Source organism: Streptomyces sp. NPDC059166 (assembly GCF_042755185.1).
In the GTDB taxonomy this organism is placed as follows: Bacteria; Actinomycetota; Actinomycetes; order Streptomycetales; family Streptomycetaceae; genus Streptomyces.
The window spans coordinates 275,913-290,236 of record NZ_JBHZCI010000001.1 but is presented as its reverse complement, the minus strand read 5'-3'; the positions used below and the strand labels follow the sequence as shown (position 1 = coordinate 290,236).

Sequence of the window (14,324 nt, the reverse complement as noted above, 5' to 3'; positions counted from 1 at the left end):
TGGGCCGCCCTCCCGTACGCCCGTACGATGGGTTCGGTCCAGTGTCGTACAAGGAGGACAAAACGTGTCTGAGGAGCTCGCCCCGGAGACCCCGGAAGCAGCGGAGACAGAGCCGATCAAGCAGCGGAAGAACGGCCTGTACCCGGGCATTTCCGATGAGCTCGCCGAGAACATGAAGTCCGGCTGGGCCGACACCGAGCTGCACGGCCTGGAGCCCATCGCCCAGGCCTCGCACACCGCCGACCGCCGGGCCGCGCTGTCCGCCCGCTTCCCCGGTGAGCGGCTCGTCGTCCCCGCGGGGAACCTGAAGACCCGTTCCAACGACACCGAGTACGCCTTCCGCGCCTCCACGGAGTACGCCTACCTCACCGGCGACCTCACCCAGGACAGCGTCCTGGTGCTCGAACCCACCGACGGCGGGCACGAGGCGACGATCTACCTGCTGCCCCGCTCCGACCGCGGGAACGGCGAGTTCTGGCTCGACGGCCAGGGCGAGCTCTGGGTCGGCCGGCGCAACTCCCTCACCGAGGCGGAGCAGCTGCTCGGCATCCCGGCGAAGGACGTCCGCGAGCTCGCCGCCGCGCTGGCCGAGGCCACCGGCCCGGTGCGCGCCGTGCGCGGGCACGACGCCGGCATCGAGGCCGCCCTGACCGACAAGGTCACCGCGGAGCGTGACGAGGAGCTCCGTGTCTTCCTCTCGGAGGCGCGCCTCGTCAAGGACGCCTTCGAGATCGCCGAGCTGCAGAAGGCCTGCGACGCGACGGCGCGCGGCTTCGAGGACGTCGTGAAGGTCCTCGACAAGGCCGAGGCCACGAGCGAGCGCTACATCGAGGGCACCTTCTTCCTGCGCGCCCGCGTCGACGGCAACGACATCGGCTACGGCTCGATCTGCGCGGCCGGCCCGCACGCCACCACGCTGCACTGGGTCCGCAACGACGGCGCGGTCCGCCCCGGGGAGCTGCTGCTGCTCGACGCGGGCGTGGAGACCGACGCGCTCTACACCGCCGACGTCACGCGGACACTGCCGATCAACGGCACCTTCTCGCCCCTCCAGCGCAAGATCTACGACGCGGTGTACGAGGCCCAGGAGGCGGGCATCGCCGCCGTGAAGCCCGGCGCCGCCTTCCGCGACTTCCACGACGCGGCCCAGCGCGTCCTCGCCGAGAAGCTGGTCGAGTGGGGCCTGCTCGGCGACCTGACGGTGGAGAAGGTCCTGGAACTGGGCCTGCAGCGCCGCTGGACCCTGCACGGCACCGGTCACATGCTCGGCATGGACGTCCACGACTGCGCGGTCGCCCGCACCGAGTCGTACGTCAACGGCACCCTGGAGCCCGGGGTCTGCCTCACGGTCGAGCCGGGGCTCTACTTCCAGGCCGACGACCTGACCGTCCCGGAGGAGTACCGGGGGATCGGCGTGCGGATCGAGGACGACATCCTGGTGACCGAGGACGGCAACCGGAACCTGTCGGCCGCGCTGCCCCGCCGGGCCGAGGACGTCGAGGCGTGGATGGCCGGCCTCAAGGGCTGATCCGGCCGCCGCGACCGCGCCGCAGGCGCCGATCCGGCCCGCGCCACCGCGCACACGAGGGTGCGCTGCTCAGGACACCATGAGCAGCGCACCCTCGCGCCACTTGAGGATCTTGTCGAAGCTGACCACCGCGCCGCGCCCCGGCCCGTTGCCGAAGTGGACGTGGTCGGCGAGCTCCTCGATGAGGCAGAGTCCCCGGCCGCTCTCCGCCGTTTCCGGCGGCTGCACCGTGACGCACCCGAGCGGCGCCTCGCCCCCCGGCTGGGCGGCGGAGGGTCGCGCGGCGGTGCGAAGCGTGCCCCGGGAGGGGAATCCCGGCCCTGAGTCGGCGACTTCGATGCGGCACATCTCGCCGTCCAGGTAGGCGGTCACCCGGTACTGTCCGCAGGCCGTCGCCGACACGCCGTCGGCGCGGGCTCCCGGCTCCTCCGCCGGGAGGTCGCCGCCGTGTTCGACGGCGTTGGCGCAGGCTTCGCTGAGCGCGACCGAGAGGTCGTAGGAGATGTCCGGATCCACCCCCGCGGTCTCCATGGTCCCGAGCAGGAAACGACGGGCGAGCGGAACGCTCGCAGCTTCGCGCCGCAAATGGAGTGACCACCACATGCTCATGCTCCAGCCTCCTGGCTGCGGCTCGACATACCGTTACGTATTGCCGATATGAGCGCTCCGTAAGCACGGATCCGCTGTGACAGCCCTCATTCGGCGGATGTGGATACTCCGTTCCCAGGTGTATGCGGGTGCCCGGCGGGTTCCGCGACCGCGTCCGGACGCGGTCGGGAAGTACGCCCGGAACAGGTGCAACACCCCTGATCACTCCCCGATGGGGACGGATGCCGACCTTCCGGACCTGCCGTACGGAGGGTGGGGTCGCAGTGGGATGATGTCCCGGCCATGTCTATGCCTGTCGCACGCGCCGGAGCCGGTATGCGGCTTCTGAGGACCGCGGTGTTCGCCGCGGTCTGCGTCGTGCTGGCCGCCGCCGGCCACGGGCTGGCCTCGGGCATGACCGTCTCCGGGTGGACCCTGCCGGCCGGTTTCGCCGGGCTCTTCGCCCTCGCCGCCGTGTTCGCCGGACGCGAGCGGACACTGCTCGCCATCACCGGCGCCCTCACGGCCGGCCAGGTGGCCCTGCACGTCCTCTTCGGCTTCGGACAGCACACCGCCGCGACCACGGCGGGCTCCGGCGACGCCTCGTTGATCCGCTTCGCCGCCGGCCTGGTGTGCGGCGCCGGACCGGCGCAGCTGAGCGCCGGTGAGGCCCATCGCATCGTGACCACCGCGGGGCTGGACCCGGCGGCCGTGGCCCAGGGGCACACCCACCTGCCCGGCGGGGTGGCCGCCGGCCACGACATCGGGTCCGCCGTCGGCCCGACGTTCCTGTCGACGGTGGTCTCCGGGCTGCCGGACCTGCCCATGTTCCTGGGGCACCTGCTCGCCGCACTGGCCACCGGCTGGATGCTCCGCCGCGGCGAGATCGCCCTCTTCCGGCTGGTCGCGCTCTCGGCGCAGGGCGGCAGGCAGCTCGCGGCGGCGGCCCGGCTGCGCGCGCTGCGGGCGGCCATGGCACTCGTACGCGCCCTGCGTACGGGACTTCCGGGGCAGCCCCCGACCGGGCCGCGCCGTCTCCGCAGGGCGGCGGACGCCGCCGCACCAGCCTCCGGGGACCCTCTGCAGCACATGGTGATCAGGCGCGGGCCGCCGCCCGTATACGTACGCGCAGCCTGACACGACTCCTCGTCCCTTTTCCGGTGCTTCCGGTGCTTCCGGTGCTCCTGGCGACGAGGCCCGTCGTGATGCCGTCGCGCATCCGCGTGCCGGACCACCGTTTGCCCTGTGACCTGTGGAGTGATCCCTGCCATGAAGATGTCCCGTATCGCCCTCGCCGGCGGCGTCGCCGCGTCCACCGTCCTCCTGCTCGCCGGTACCGCCTCGGCGCACGTCAGCGTGCAGCCGCAGGGTGAGGCCGCCAAGGGCGGCTACGCCACCGTCAACTTCAAGGTTCCCAACGAGCGCGACAACGCCTCGACCACCAAGCTCGAGGTGAACTTCCCGACGGACCACCCGCTGGCGTCCGTCAGCCCGCAGCCGGTGGCCGGCTGGAAGATCGACGTCACCAAGAGCAAGCTGGCCGAACCTCTCGAGGTCCACGGCAAGAAGATCGAAGAGGCCGTCTCCAAGGTCACCTGGACCGCCGACGGCAAGGGGATCGAGCCCGGCTTCTTCCAGCAGTTCCCGCTCTCGGTGGGGCAGCTGCCCGAGGACACCGACCAGCTGGTCTTCAAGGCCCTCCAGACGTACAGCAACAAGGAAGTCGTCCGCTGGATCGAGGAGCCCACCGCGGGCGGCGAGGAGCCCGCGAACCCCGCTCCCGTCCTCACCCTGTCGGCCCCGGCCGCCGACGCCCACGGCGCGGCGGCGGACTCCAAGAGCGGCGAGGCGGAGAAGACGGAGAAGACCACCACCGTGGCGGCCGACTCCTCGTCGGACACCGACAGCACCGCCCGCGTCCTCGGCATCGTCGGCATCGTCGTCGGGGTCGCCGGGGTCGCCTTCGGTGTGCTCGCCCGCCGCCGCGCCGCCTGATCCCACCGGCTCCACCACCCGCATTTCACAGATCAGGAATCCAGTTCCCCATGCACAGCAAGAAGAAGGTGCTGGCCGCGGCGTTCGCCGTCGCGGCGGCACTGACCTTGTCAGCCTGCGGTGGCGGAGGGGACTCGGCGGACAACTCCGTCGCCGAGGTCTCCTCCGGTACCGCGTCCAAGCCCGCGACCGTACTCGACCAGCCCTTCACCAAACCCGACCTCGTCCTGACCGACACGCACGGTGAGAAGTACGACCTGCGTGAGCGGACCAAGGGCAAGCCGACCCTCATCTACTTCGGCTACACCAACTGCCCGGACGTGTGCCCGCTGACCATGAGCAACATCGCGCTCGCCAAGCGGGCCCTGCCCAAGGCGGAGCAGGAGAAGCTCCAGGTCGTCTTCGTCACCACGGACCCCGAACGGGACACCCCGGCGTCCCTCGGCAGCTGGCTGAAGGCCCAGGACCCCGATTTCACCGGCCTCACCGGTGACTTCTCCGCCATCCAGGCGGCAGCCCGGTCCATCGGCATCGGCATCGACCCGGCCAAGAAGGAGAAGGACGGCACGGTCGTCTCCATGCACGGCTCCCAGGTCATCGCGTTCTCCCCGAAGACCGACAAGGGTTACGTGCTCTACAGCGAGGACACCACCGCCGAGGACTACACCGAGGACCTTCCCAAGATCGTCAAGGGGGAGACCCCGTGAACCGTCGCACGGCCTTCGCCGGAACCCTGGTCCTCACCGCCGGACTCGCCCTCTCGGCGTGCTCGTCGGACAGCGCCCCGCACCTCGAGGTGACCGGAGCCTTCATGCCGCAGCCCGTCAGCGACATGGCGGCCGGGTTCCTCCTGGTGAAGAACAGCGGCGACTCCACCGACCGGCTCACCTCGGTGACCAGCCCGCTCTCCGACCACGTCTCCATCCACGAGACGAAGGGCCAGAAGATGCGCATGGTGTCGTCCTTCGAGGTGCCCGCGGGCGGCGAGCTCGACCTCGAACGGGGAGGCAACCACATCATGTTCACGGATCTCAAGCAGCGGCCCGAGCGGGGCGACACGGTCTCCGTGGAACTGCACTTCGAGAAGGCCGACCCCATCAAGGTCGACATCCCCGTGAAGGAGACCACCTACAACCCGAAGAAGAGTTGAGGTACTGACACCCATGGCTGCCACCGCCCCGCACTCCGTGCCCGCCCCGATACGACGGCCGCTCACCGCGGCCGCGCTCCTCACCACCCTGATCGGCCTGCTGTTCGGTCTGGTGCTGGCGGGCGCGAGCCCCGCGTCGGCACACGCCGCCCTCACCGGGAGCGACCCGGAGGACGGGTCGGTGGTCGCCACCGCTCCCGCCCAGGTCACGCTCACCTTCTCCGAGCAGATCGCCGTCGGCGACGACTCGATCCGTGTGCTCGACCCGAGCGGCAAGCGCGCCGACGACGGAGCCCCTCGCGAAGTGCCCGGCCAAGGCGCCGTACGGTACGGCGTCAAGCTGCACAGCGGGCTGCCCGACGGGACATACACCGTGGCCTGGCAGGCCGTGTCGGCGGACAGCCACCCGGTCTCGGGGGCCTTCACCTTCTCCGTCGGCGCACCGTCGGAGACCACCGTCGCGCTTCCCTCGGGGGAGGCCGGCGGCGGACTCGTCGGCGTGCTCTACGGGATCGCACGCTACGCCGCCTACGCCGGATTCATCCTGCTCGCCGGCGGATCGGCCTTCGTGCTCGCCTGCTGGCAGCGTGGGGCCGGCGCACGGCCGCTGCAGCGCCTCGTCGTACGCGGCTGGATCACCATCACCGCCGCGACCCTGGTCATGCTCTTCCTCCGCAACCCCTACACGGGTTCCGGAAAGCTCGGGGACGCCTTCGACCTCGCCGGCCTCCAGTCCGTCCTCGACACCAAACCGGGGGCCGCACTGGTCTCCCGGCTGCTGCTGCTGGGAGCCTCGGCGCTCTTCATCGCCGTCCTCTTCGGCGCGTACGCCAAGCGCGAGGACGAGAGGGAGAGGAAGGACCTCACCTTCGGCCTCGCGACGGGCGGGCTGGTCATCGCGATCGGGCTCGCCGGTACCTGGGCCCTGGCCGAGCACGCCTCGACGGGCATCCAGCCGGGAATCGCCATGCCTGCCGACGTGCTGCACCTGCTGGCCGTCGCCGCCTGGCTGGGCGGGCTGGCCGCACTGCTGATCGCCCTCCACCGGACACCCGGCCTCCCGATCGACGCGGTACGGCGCTTCTCCCGCCTGGCGTTCGGCAGCGTCCTGGTCCTCACCGCGACCGGGCTCTACCAGTCGTGGCGCCAGGTCGGCACCTGGTCCGCGCTGACCGGTACACGGTACGGGCAGCTGCTGCTCGTCAAGGTGGGGCTGGTCGCCGTCCTCGTCGGCGTGGCGTGGATCTCCCGGCGGTGGACGGGACGCCTCGTCGGGCGCGGTCACCAGGCCCTCGCCGGTCCGGGGGAGCCGGAGGCAACGGCTGGCTCCGCGGCCCCGGCCGGCCTGGCGGACACGGTGGATCCGGAGCCGGAGACCACGGCGAGCCGGCCCGCGTCCGTGCCCGACGCCCCGCGGGACGAGGAGGTGGCGCCGGAGCGCGCAGCCCAGCTCGCCCGCCAGCGGGCGGCGCTGACGGCGACGAAGGTGAAGCGGGAGCGCGACGCCGACCCCGACCGCTCGGGGCTGCGCCGCTCCGTGATGGTGGAGACGGGCATCGCCGTCGTACTGCTCGTCGTCACGACGATCCTGACGTCCACCGAGCCGGGCCGTACCGAGGAGGAGGCCGCAAGGGGCGGCTCCACGACGGCGGCCGCTCCGGCGGCCGCCGGGCCGGTGAGTCTGAGCCTCCCCTTCGACACCGGTGGCCCGAACGGCAAGGGGACCGTCCGCCTGGACATCACCCCCGGCGGTACCGGCGCCAACAGCGTGCACCTGTGGGTCGACGCACCGGACCGGACACCGATGGACGTACCCGAGGTGAAACTCTCCTTCACCCTGGAGTCCAAGCAGATCGGCCCGCTGCCCGTCGCCCCGGACCGTCTCACCGAGGGGCACTGGACCGCGAGCGGCGTGCAGATCCCGATGGCGGGTGACTGGAAGGTCGCCGTGACGGTGCGCACGTCGGACATCGACCAGACGACCATCGACAAGAACGTGAAGATCGGCTGAGCAGGGTGAGCAAGAAGAAGGACAACCGTACGGACCCCCGCGGCTCCGGAGCCCGCGACGACGCTCCGGCTCCGGAGGTGCCCGGAGGCGTCTCGCGGAGGCGGCTGATCGGCAGCGCGGGCGCCGCAGGGGCGGCGGGGCTCGTCCTGGGCGCGGCAGGCGGCGCGGCAGGCTATGCCGCGAGCCGGGGCGAAGCTCCGACGGCGCTGACCACGGTCGGCTCGACCGAGGCGATGTTTCACGGGAAACATCAGGCGGGGATCACCACTCCGCTCCAGGCCCGCGGGCATCTCGTCGCCTTCGACCTGACACCCGGCGCGGGACGCAGGGAAGCGGCCGCCCTGATGCGGCGCTGGTCAGCCGTGGCCGGGCGTCTGATGGCCGGGGAACCTGCCGTGAGCGGCGGGGAGCACGACACCGGAGTGGCCCTGGACGCCGGGCCGTCGTCCCTCACGGTCACCTTCGGGTTCGGGCGGACCTTCTTCTCACGCACCGGCCTGGCCGCCCACCGCCCACCGTCCCTGGACCCCCTGCCCGCCTTCTCCTCCGACCGGCTCGACGCCAAGCGGTCCGAGGGCGACCTCTGGGTGCAGGTCGGCGCGAACGACTCGCTCGTCGCCTTCCACGCCCTGCGGGCCCTCCAGAAGGAGGCCGGCTCGGCTGCCCGCGTCCGTTGGCAGATGAACGGCTTCAACCGTGCGCCGGGCGCCACCGGCCGGCCGATGACCACCCGCAATCTCATGGGGCAGGTGGACGGCACCAACAACCCGAAGCCCCGGGAGAGCGACTTCGAGGAACGGATCTTCGTACCGTCCGGCGGTGAACCGGCGTACGCCTGGATGGAGGGCGGTTCGTACGCCGTCGTCCGGCGGATCCGGATGCTGCTGGACGACTGGGAGGGCCTGCCGGTCGAGCGCCAGGAACAGGTCATCGGCCGGCGGAAGTCGGACGGCGCCCCGCTCAGCGGCGGGACCGAGGACACCGCCATGGACCTGGAGAGGACGGGGGCGGACGGCAAGCCGCTGATCCCCGCCAACGCGCACGCCAGGATCTCCTCCCCGGAGAAGAACGGCGGGGCCGCGATGCTGAGGCGCCCGTTCTCGTACCACGACGGCATCGCGGAGGACGGGACCCCGGACGCCGGTCTGCTCTTCATCTGCTGGCAGGCCGATCCGTTCAGGGGCTTCATCCCCGTCCAGCGCAAACTCGACCGCGGGGACGCGCTCTCGCCGTTCATCCGGCACGAGGCGAGCGGCCTGTTCGCCGTGCCCGGAGGACCGGCGTCCGGGGAGTACGTGGGGCAGCGGCTGCTGGAGGCGTGAGGCGCACGGGCCCGTCCGCCGGGCCATTAGGGTGACCGTATGTCAGCCACGCGCTACGCCTACCTCGGCCCCGAAGGCACCTTCACCGAGGTGGCCCTCCGTACCCTCCCCGAAGCCGCCACCCGTGAACTCGTCCCGATGGTCTCGGTGCCGGCCGCGCTCGACGCGGTGCGCAACGGTGAGGCCGCGGCAGCACTCGTGCCCATCGAGAACTCCGTCGAGGGCGGGATCAGCGCGACCCTGGACGAGCTGACCACCGGCGCCCCGCTGATGATCTACCGCGAGGTGCTGCTCTCGATCACCTTCGCCCTGCTGGTGCGCCCAGGGACGAAGCTCTCGGACATCAAGACCGTCACGGCCCACCCCGCGGCACAGCCGCAGGTGCGCAACTGGATGGCGGACCACCTGCCGAACGCGGTGTGGGAGTCCGCCGCCTCCAACGCGGACGGTGCGCGGCTGGTCCAGGAGGGGCGCTACGACGCGGCCTTCGCGGGCGAGTTCGCAGCGGCCACCTACGGCCTCGAACCGCTGGTGACGGAGATCCACGACGCCGAGAACGCACAGACCCGCTTCGTTCTGGTGGGGCGCCCCGCCCGTCCCTCCGCACCCACCGGAGCCGACAAGACCTCCGTGGTCATCTGGCTCGGCGACGACCATCCGGGCGCGCTCCTCGAACTGCTCCAGGAATTCGCCGTACGCGGGGTCAACCTGATGCTGATCCAGTCCCGGCCGACGGGGGAGGGCATCGGGAACTACTGCTTCGCCGTGGACGCGGAGGGCCACATCGCCGACCGCCGCGTCGGCGAGGCGCTGATGGGGCTGAAGCGGATCTGCCCGAATGTGCGCTTCCTCGGTTCGTACCCCCGGGCAGGCGTGACGCCCGACGAGGTGAGGCCGCTGCGCGTCGGGACGTCGGACACGGACTTCACCGAGGCCTCGGACTGGCTGGCCCGGAGCCAGGACGGCCGGGTCTGACCCCCACCCCTCCGGGGCCCCTCACGCTGTCGCCGCACGCCGCCCTGCCGTGCCCAGGCGCCGCGCTGCCCTGCCCACGGGCAGCCCTGCCTGCCCACGCGCTGTCCGGATCGGCCCCGCGGGAGACAGCGGGGCGGGGGTCAGGGGACCGTCAGGCCGACCCGAGCCCGGGCCTGCGACCGGAGGGAGGACGACGGCGCGGAGACGACCGGCGGGGGGACGACGGCGCGGAGACGACCGGCGCGGAGACGACCGGCCGTGAAACAGCCGGCGGGGGACGACCGGCCTTGAAACAGCCGGTGGAATCGCGCACGGGCCGACCCCGGTACTGCCTGACCGTTTCCGTTTCGCACAGCGAGGTGAAGTTATCCACAGGCACTCCCTCCCGCCTGGGGACAAGTCGACACCTCGGTACGACATGGTCGACAAATCACCCCAGCACCCCCTCATCCCCCATCGAGGCACAAGCCCCGCCGTCCGCCCGAATTGCATTGATCAACTTATCGAGACGGGCAATCCCACCCGAATGACACTCGAATGAGTGCGCAGATCGAGTTTGATCAGCGAATCCACGCATCGAGATGCCGGATTCGGAACGATCTACTCCAGATCCACAGACTCAACCCCACAGCCTGTGGATAACTAATTGGATCAATGCGACCCTGTGGACAACGTCTCCGAGTCCACCAACTCCCGGCGCCCGCAGAGGTCGTAGCATGCCCGCCGGACAGGCGCACGCTCCCCTTCCGGACGAGATGCCCTGCCCGGCGAACGGCGACCCCCGCCATCCGGGATTCGACTCAGAATTGTCATTTCCGGCAATAAGGGCAAAGCGCCACGCTCATTCATATCGGTTCGAGCGGCGGACCCCCGCACCGGTAGCCTTGTGGGGTGATTGACCTTCGCCTGCTCCGTGAGGACCCCGACCGTGTTCGCGCCTCCCAGCGCGCCCGTGGAGAGGACGTCGCCCTCGTCGACGCCCTGCTCTCCGCCGACGAGCTGCGCAGGTCGTCCGGCGTCCGCTTCGACGATCTCCGCTCCGAGCAGAAGTCGCTCGGAAAGCTGATCCCCAAGGCCACCCCGGAGGAGCGCGCAGAGCTCCTCAAGAAGGCCGACCAGCTGAAGGCCGAGGTGAAGGCGGCCGACGCGGCACAGGACGAGGCCGACGCCGAGGCCAAGCGTCTCCTCCTGCTCCTCGGCAACGTCGTCCACGAGGACGTGCCGGTCGGCGGTGAGGAGGACTTCGTCGTCCTGGAGACCCACGGCACCATCCGCGACTTCGGCGCCGAGGGCTTCGAGCCCAAGGACCACCTGGAGCTCGGCGAGGCGCTGGGCGCCATCGACATGGAGCGCGGCGCGAAGGTTTCCGGCTCGCGCTTCTACTACCTGACCGGTGTCGGCGCGCTGCTGGAACTGGCCCTGGTCAACGCGGCGATCGCCCAGGCCACCGAGGCCGGCTTCACCCCCATGCTGACGCCCGCGCTGGTGCGTCCGCGCGCCATGGAGGGCACGGGATTCCTCGGCCAGGCCGCGGAGAACGTCTACCACCTGGAGAAGGACGACTACTACCTCGTCGGCACCTCCGAGGTCCCCCTCGCCGCGTACCACATGGACGAGATCATCGAGGCCGACAAGCTGCCGCTGCGGTACGCGGGCTTCTCGCCGTGCTTCCGCCGGGAGGCGGGCACGTACGGCAAGGACACCCGGGGCATCTTCCGCGTCCACCAGTTCGACAAGGTCGAGATGTTCTCCTACGTCGACCCCGCCGACGCGGAGGCCGAGCACCGCAGGCTCCTGGAGTGGGAGAAGCAGTGGCTCACCGGCCTGGAGCTGCCGTTCCAGGTGATCGACGTCGCCACCGGCGACCTGGGCGCCTCCGCGTCGCGGAAGTTCGACTGCGAGGCGTGGATCCCGACGCAGGGCAAGTACCGCGAGCTGACGTCCGCGTCGAACTGCGACGGCTTCCAGGCGCGCCGGCTCTCCGTCCGCATGCGTGACGGGAAGAAGGTCCAGCCGCTGGCCACACTGAACGGCACCCTCTGCGCCGTTCCGCGCACCATCGTGGCGATCCTGGAGAACCACCAGCTCCCCGACGGCTCGGTGCGCGTGCCCGAGGTGCTCCGCCCGTACCTGGGCGGTCGCGAGCTTCTGGAGCCGGTCTCCAAGTGAGCTTCCCGTACAAGCTCGTCGCGACCGATCTCGACGGCACCCTGCTGCGCGACGACCACACCGTCTCCCCTCGCACCCGGGAGGCGCTGGCCACGGTGACCGCGGCCGGTGCGGCGCACATCGTCGTCACCGGCCGGGCGGTTCCCTGGACCAGGCACATCCTGGACGACCTGGGCTACGAGGGCCTCGCGGTGTGCGGACAGGGCGCACAGGTCTACCACGCGGGCGAGCACAAGCTGCTGACCTCGCTCACCCTGGACCGGCAGCTCGCCGGGCTGGCACTCTCCAAGATCGAGGCGGAGGTCGGCCCGCTCGCCCTGGCGGCGAGCCGCGACGGCCTCGAGGGAGAGGTGCTGGTCGGCCCGGGGTACCGGGTGCAGGAAGGGCCGCTGCCCGCCGTCTTCATGAACGACCCCGCGGAGATGTGGACCGCTCCGCTCAACAAGGTCTACATCCAGCACCCGGAGCTCGACGACGACGCCCTGGCGCAGGCCGCCCGGCAGGCCGTCGGCAGTCTGGTGGACGTCGTCATGGCCGGACCGGGTGTCGTCGAGATCCTGCCACTGGGTCTCAGCAAGGCGACGGGCCTCTCGCTGGCCGCACGCCGACTGGGTCTCAAGGCCTCGGACACCCTGGCCTTCGGCGACATGCCCAACGACATCCCGATGTTCGGCTGGGCGCAGCACGGGGTGGCCATGGCCAACGCGCACGACGACCTGAAGGCCGTGGCGCACGAGATCACCGCTTCGAACGAGCACGACGGCATCGCGCTGGTGCTGGAAGAGCTCCTGCGCACCTCCTCGCGCCCGTAGCGCCCGGTTCTCCGGGCCCCCAGCGGCGGTTCGCCCCCCGGGGGCCCGGAGCCTGCGGTCCCGGCGGATCAGCCGGCGCGCTGCCCGCCTCCCACCTCCCGCAGCAGACGGGCGAGTTCGCTCAGCCGTGCGTCCAGCCGGACGACGTCCTGGGAGACGTCGGTGAGCCTGACGCCGAGGGCGCCGATGACCTGATGGGTGACGTCCGTCTTCCGGTCGATGACGTCGAGCCGCTGCGACATGCGGCCGAGCACCGGGCCCAGCTCCTGGAGCGCGCTGCCCACACCGGCGAGGCAGCCCTCGATGCGGGTGACCCGCCGTTCGAGCGAGACGTACGAGGCCCTGAGGTCCTCCTCCGCGTCGAGCAGATGGGTCCGGACACTGCGCGCGATGTCGCTGTCGCGAAGAAGCATCGCGATGTTGAGTACGGTCCTGCGGGTGTAGAGCCTCAGCCGCGTGGCAGCCTGTGGATAACTCCCCAGCCCTTCGACCGCCCATAGCGACAGCATGTCGCTATGGAAGGATTGCAGCTCAGAACCGCGTAGCAGCCTCATTCCATTGCTGGACAACTCCTGCTGATGGCGGTCCGTAAGCCTCCGGACCGAGGCTGTGGATACTTCGAAGTAGCACGCGACCTCCTCTGTGCGAAGGTGAATTCCATCAGGGAGCATGACAAGAATCTTGACCTTGTCGAGGGCTTCGACGCGCCCCATCTGCTCGGCACGCAGAGCATGGGATTCGAGCAGGGCGACTTCCGTGGGCATGGGGATGCCTTTCGTGCGCGGGTACGGCGACGGACGCCCTGTCCCCGGGCTGCGAGGGCGGAGGACGCTCACGGTTGCCACTCACTCGATGACCGGCCGGGCGGGCACCCGCCTCACCACGACCGGCATTCCCCGAATTCACGAAAGCTCGACGCCACGGATTCCAGCCGCCTCCACGCACCCGGCCCAACGAACCGATAAGCACATGGTTACGCGAGGCGTCCCACGACATGGACGACCCCCGTCCGGCGGACGGGGGTCGCACGGTGTCCCGCCGGTCACTCCTCGCCGGCGAGCTTCAGCGTCCGCAGCTTCTGGCCCGCGTACCAGGTGGCCGCCACGGTGACTCCGGCCAGCAGGACGGTGGCGAGCGGAAGTCCGACGTCCGATGTCACCAGGCCGTCCCCCGCCACCTTCTCGGCGACCGAGAGGGACCACTGCTGGACGCTGAGCGTCCTGGCTCCCGGCACCAGGCTGCCGAAGAGGGCCTCCCAGACGAGCGCGTAGACCAGCCCGAAGACGACGGCGTGCCGGCTGACGGTGCCGAGCAGCAGGAACAGCGCGCTGTACGCGATGGAGGCGACGAGCGCCGCGATCGTGTACGCCACGGCGATCTGCCCACCGTTGCCGTTGAGGATCAGGCCCGCGACCAGCGTCGGCAGTGCGGAGAAGAGCATCGTCACGGCGACGGCGACGATCAGCTTGGTGAAGATGATCGTGGGCCGCTTCACCGGCTTGGCCAGCAGGTAGACGATGGACCCGTCGTCGATCTCCGGCCCGATGGCACCGGTGCCCGCGATGACGCCGATCAGCGGGACCATCGTCGCGATGGCGAAACCGCCCAGCACCCCCGACGCGACGCCGTCATCGGCTCCGGCGAACGCCCGCACCGCCACGGAGATGGCCACCAGGAGGACCGGCAGGACGAACAGGATGGCGGCCCGGCGCCGCCCGAGCAGTGCCCGGTAGGTGAGCCGAGCGACTGTGGGGTCGTACATGACGCTTCACAG

13 protein-coding genes are annotated in these 14,324 nt (G+C 70.8%); 10 read left to right on the top strand and 3 right to left on the bottom strand.

Translation table 11 applies throughout. From position 1 onward, the window contains the following. Positions 1–64: 64 nt before the first annotated feature. Positions 65–1,528 carry an aminopeptidase P family protein gene (locus tag ACFXOA_RS01300; RefSeq protein WP_385020631.1) on the top strand — a complete coding sequence of 488 codons (1,464 nt, stop codon included), beginning with the start codon at positions 65–67 and terminating at the stop codon, positions 1,526–1,528. A 69-nt stretch (positions 1,529–1,597) separates the two neighbouring features. On the opposite strand, the gene ACFXOA_RS01295 is transcribed toward ACFXOA_RS01300, so the two are convergent. Further along, complete coding sequence (locus tag ACFXOA_RS01295; protein ID WP_385020628.1) at positions 1,598–2,137, bottom strand: ATP-binding protein; 540 nt, start codon at positions 2,135–2,137, stop codon at positions 1,598–1,600. A 282-nt stretch (positions 2,138–2,419) separates the two neighbouring features. Here ACFXOA_RS01295 and ACFXOA_RS01290 point away from each other — a divergent pair, with 282 nt between their 5' ends. The 9 genes from ACFXOA_RS01290 to ACFXOA_RS01250 all read left to right on the top strand — a co-directional run bounded on the left by ACFXOA_RS01290 (position 2,420) and on the right by ACFXOA_RS01250 (position 12,550). Beyond that, on the top strand, positions 2,420–3,253 hold the full coding sequence (locus ACFXOA_RS01290; protein ID WP_385020625.1) for a hypothetical protein: 834 nt from the start codon (positions 2,420–2,422) through the stop codon (positions 3,251–3,253). Positions 3,254–3,385: 132 nt separating this feature from the next. Continuing rightward, on the top strand, positions 3,386–4,111 hold the full coding sequence (locus ACFXOA_RS01285; protein WP_385020622.1) for a YcnI family protein: 726 nt from the start codon (positions 3,386–3,388) through the stop codon (positions 4,109–4,111). A 50-nt stretch (positions 4,112–4,161) separates the two neighbouring features. After that, entirely contained in the window at positions 4,162–4,818 is a 657-nt protein-coding gene (locus tag ACFXOA_RS01280; protein WP_385020619.1) for an SCO family protein, read from the top strand. After that, positions 4,815–5,261: a copper chaperone PCu(A)C gene (locus ACFXOA_RS01275; RefSeq protein ID WP_385020616.1), complete on the top strand. Its 447-nt coding sequence runs from the start codon at positions 4,815–4,817 to the stop codon at positions 5,259–5,261. The genes ACFXOA_RS01280 and ACFXOA_RS01275 overlap by 4 nt, the downstream gene beginning before the upstream one ends. Positions 5,262–5,274: 13 nt before the next feature. Further along, the gene (locus ACFXOA_RS01270) at positions 5,275–7,272 is read left to right on the top strand and encodes a copper resistance CopC/CopD family protein (protein WP_385020613.1); all 1,998 of its coding nucleotides are present in this window, start codon (positions 5,275–5,277) and stop codon (positions 7,270–7,272) included. Between the two features lie 5 nt (positions 7,273–7,277). Continuing rightward, positions 7,278–8,594 (top strand): iron uptake transporter deferrochelatase/peroxidase subunit, encoded by a 1,317-nt coding sequence (gene efeB, locus ACFXOA_RS01265; RefSeq protein ID WP_385020610.1) that lies wholly within the window; start codon positions 7,278–7,280, stop codon positions 8,592–8,594. 39 nt (positions 8,595–8,633) lie between these two features. Further along, positions 8,634–9,569 carry a prephenate dehydratase gene (gene pheA, locus ACFXOA_RS01260; RefSeq protein ID WP_385020607.1) on the top strand — a complete coding sequence of 312 codons (936 nt, stop codon included), beginning with the start codon at positions 8,634–8,636 and terminating at the stop codon, positions 9,567–9,569. 891 nt (positions 9,570–10,460) lie between these two features. Further along, a complete protein-coding gene (gene serS / locus ACFXOA_RS01255) occupies positions 10,461–11,738 on the top strand; it encodes a serine--tRNA ligase (protein WP_362545484.1) in 1,278 nt (425 codons plus the stop codon). Continuing rightward, the gene (locus ACFXOA_RS01250; RefSeq protein ID WP_385020604.1) at positions 11,735–12,550 is read left to right on the top strand and encodes a Cof-type HAD-IIB family hydrolase; all 816 of its coding nucleotides are present in this window, start codon (positions 11,735–11,737) and stop codon (positions 12,548–12,550) included. Before serS ends, ACFXOA_RS01250 begins: the two co-directional genes overlap by 4 nt. 68 nt (positions 12,551–12,618) lie before the next feature. Here ACFXOA_RS01250 and ACFXOA_RS01245 read toward each other — a convergent pair whose 3' ends face one another. Together ACFXOA_RS01245 and ACFXOA_RS01240 are read right to left on the bottom strand one after the other, a co-directional pair. After that, positions 12,619–13,314 carry a hypothetical protein gene (locus tag ACFXOA_RS01245; protein WP_385020601.1) on the bottom strand — a complete coding sequence of 232 codons (696 nt, stop codon included), beginning with the start codon at positions 13,312–13,314 and terminating at the stop codon, positions 12,619–12,621. 278 nt (positions 13,315–13,592) lie between these two features. Then, the gene (locus ACFXOA_RS01240) at positions 13,593–14,312 is read right to left on the bottom strand and encodes an ABC transporter permease (protein ID WP_385020598.1); all 720 of its coding nucleotides are present in this window, start codon (positions 14,310–14,312) and stop codon (positions 13,593–13,595) included. Between the last annotated feature and the right edge of the window lie 12 nt (positions 14,313–14,324).

Excerpts from the sequence above, each read along its gene's own strand:
- ACFXOA_RS01290 (WP_385020625.1), top strand. The coding sequence starts at position 2,420 with ATGTCTATGCCTGTCGCACGCGCCGGAGCCGGTATGCGGCTTCTGAGG.
- ACFXOA_RS01245 (WP_385020601.1), bottom strand. The coding sequence starts at position 13,314 with ATGCCCACGGAAGTCGCCCTGCTCGAATCCCATGCTCTGCGTGCCGAG.
- pheA (WP_385020607.1), top strand. The coding sequence starts at position 8,634 with ATGTCAGCCACGCGCTACGCCTACCTCGGCCCCGAAGGCACCTTCACC.
- ACFXOA_RS01270 (WP_385020613.1), top strand. The coding sequence starts at position 5,275 with ATGGCTGCCACCGCCCCGCACTCCGTGCCCGCCCCGATACGACGGCCG.
- ACFXOA_RS01285 (WP_385020622.1), top strand. The coding sequence starts at position 3,386 with ATGAAGATGTCCCGTATCGCCCTCGCCGGCGGCGTCGCCGCGTCCACC.
- ACFXOA_RS01280 (WP_385020619.1), top strand. The coding sequence starts at position 4,162 with ATGCACAGCAAGAAGAAGGTGCTGGCCGCGGCGTTCGCCGTCGCGGCG.
- ACFXOA_RS01295 (WP_385020628.1), bottom strand. The coding sequence starts at position 2,137 with ATGAGCATGTGGTGGTCACTCCATTTGCGGCGCGAAGCTGCGAGCGTT.
- ACFXOA_RS01240 (WP_385020598.1), bottom strand. The coding sequence starts at position 14,312 with ATGTACGACCCCACAGTCGCTCGGCTCACCTACCGGGCACTGCTCGGG.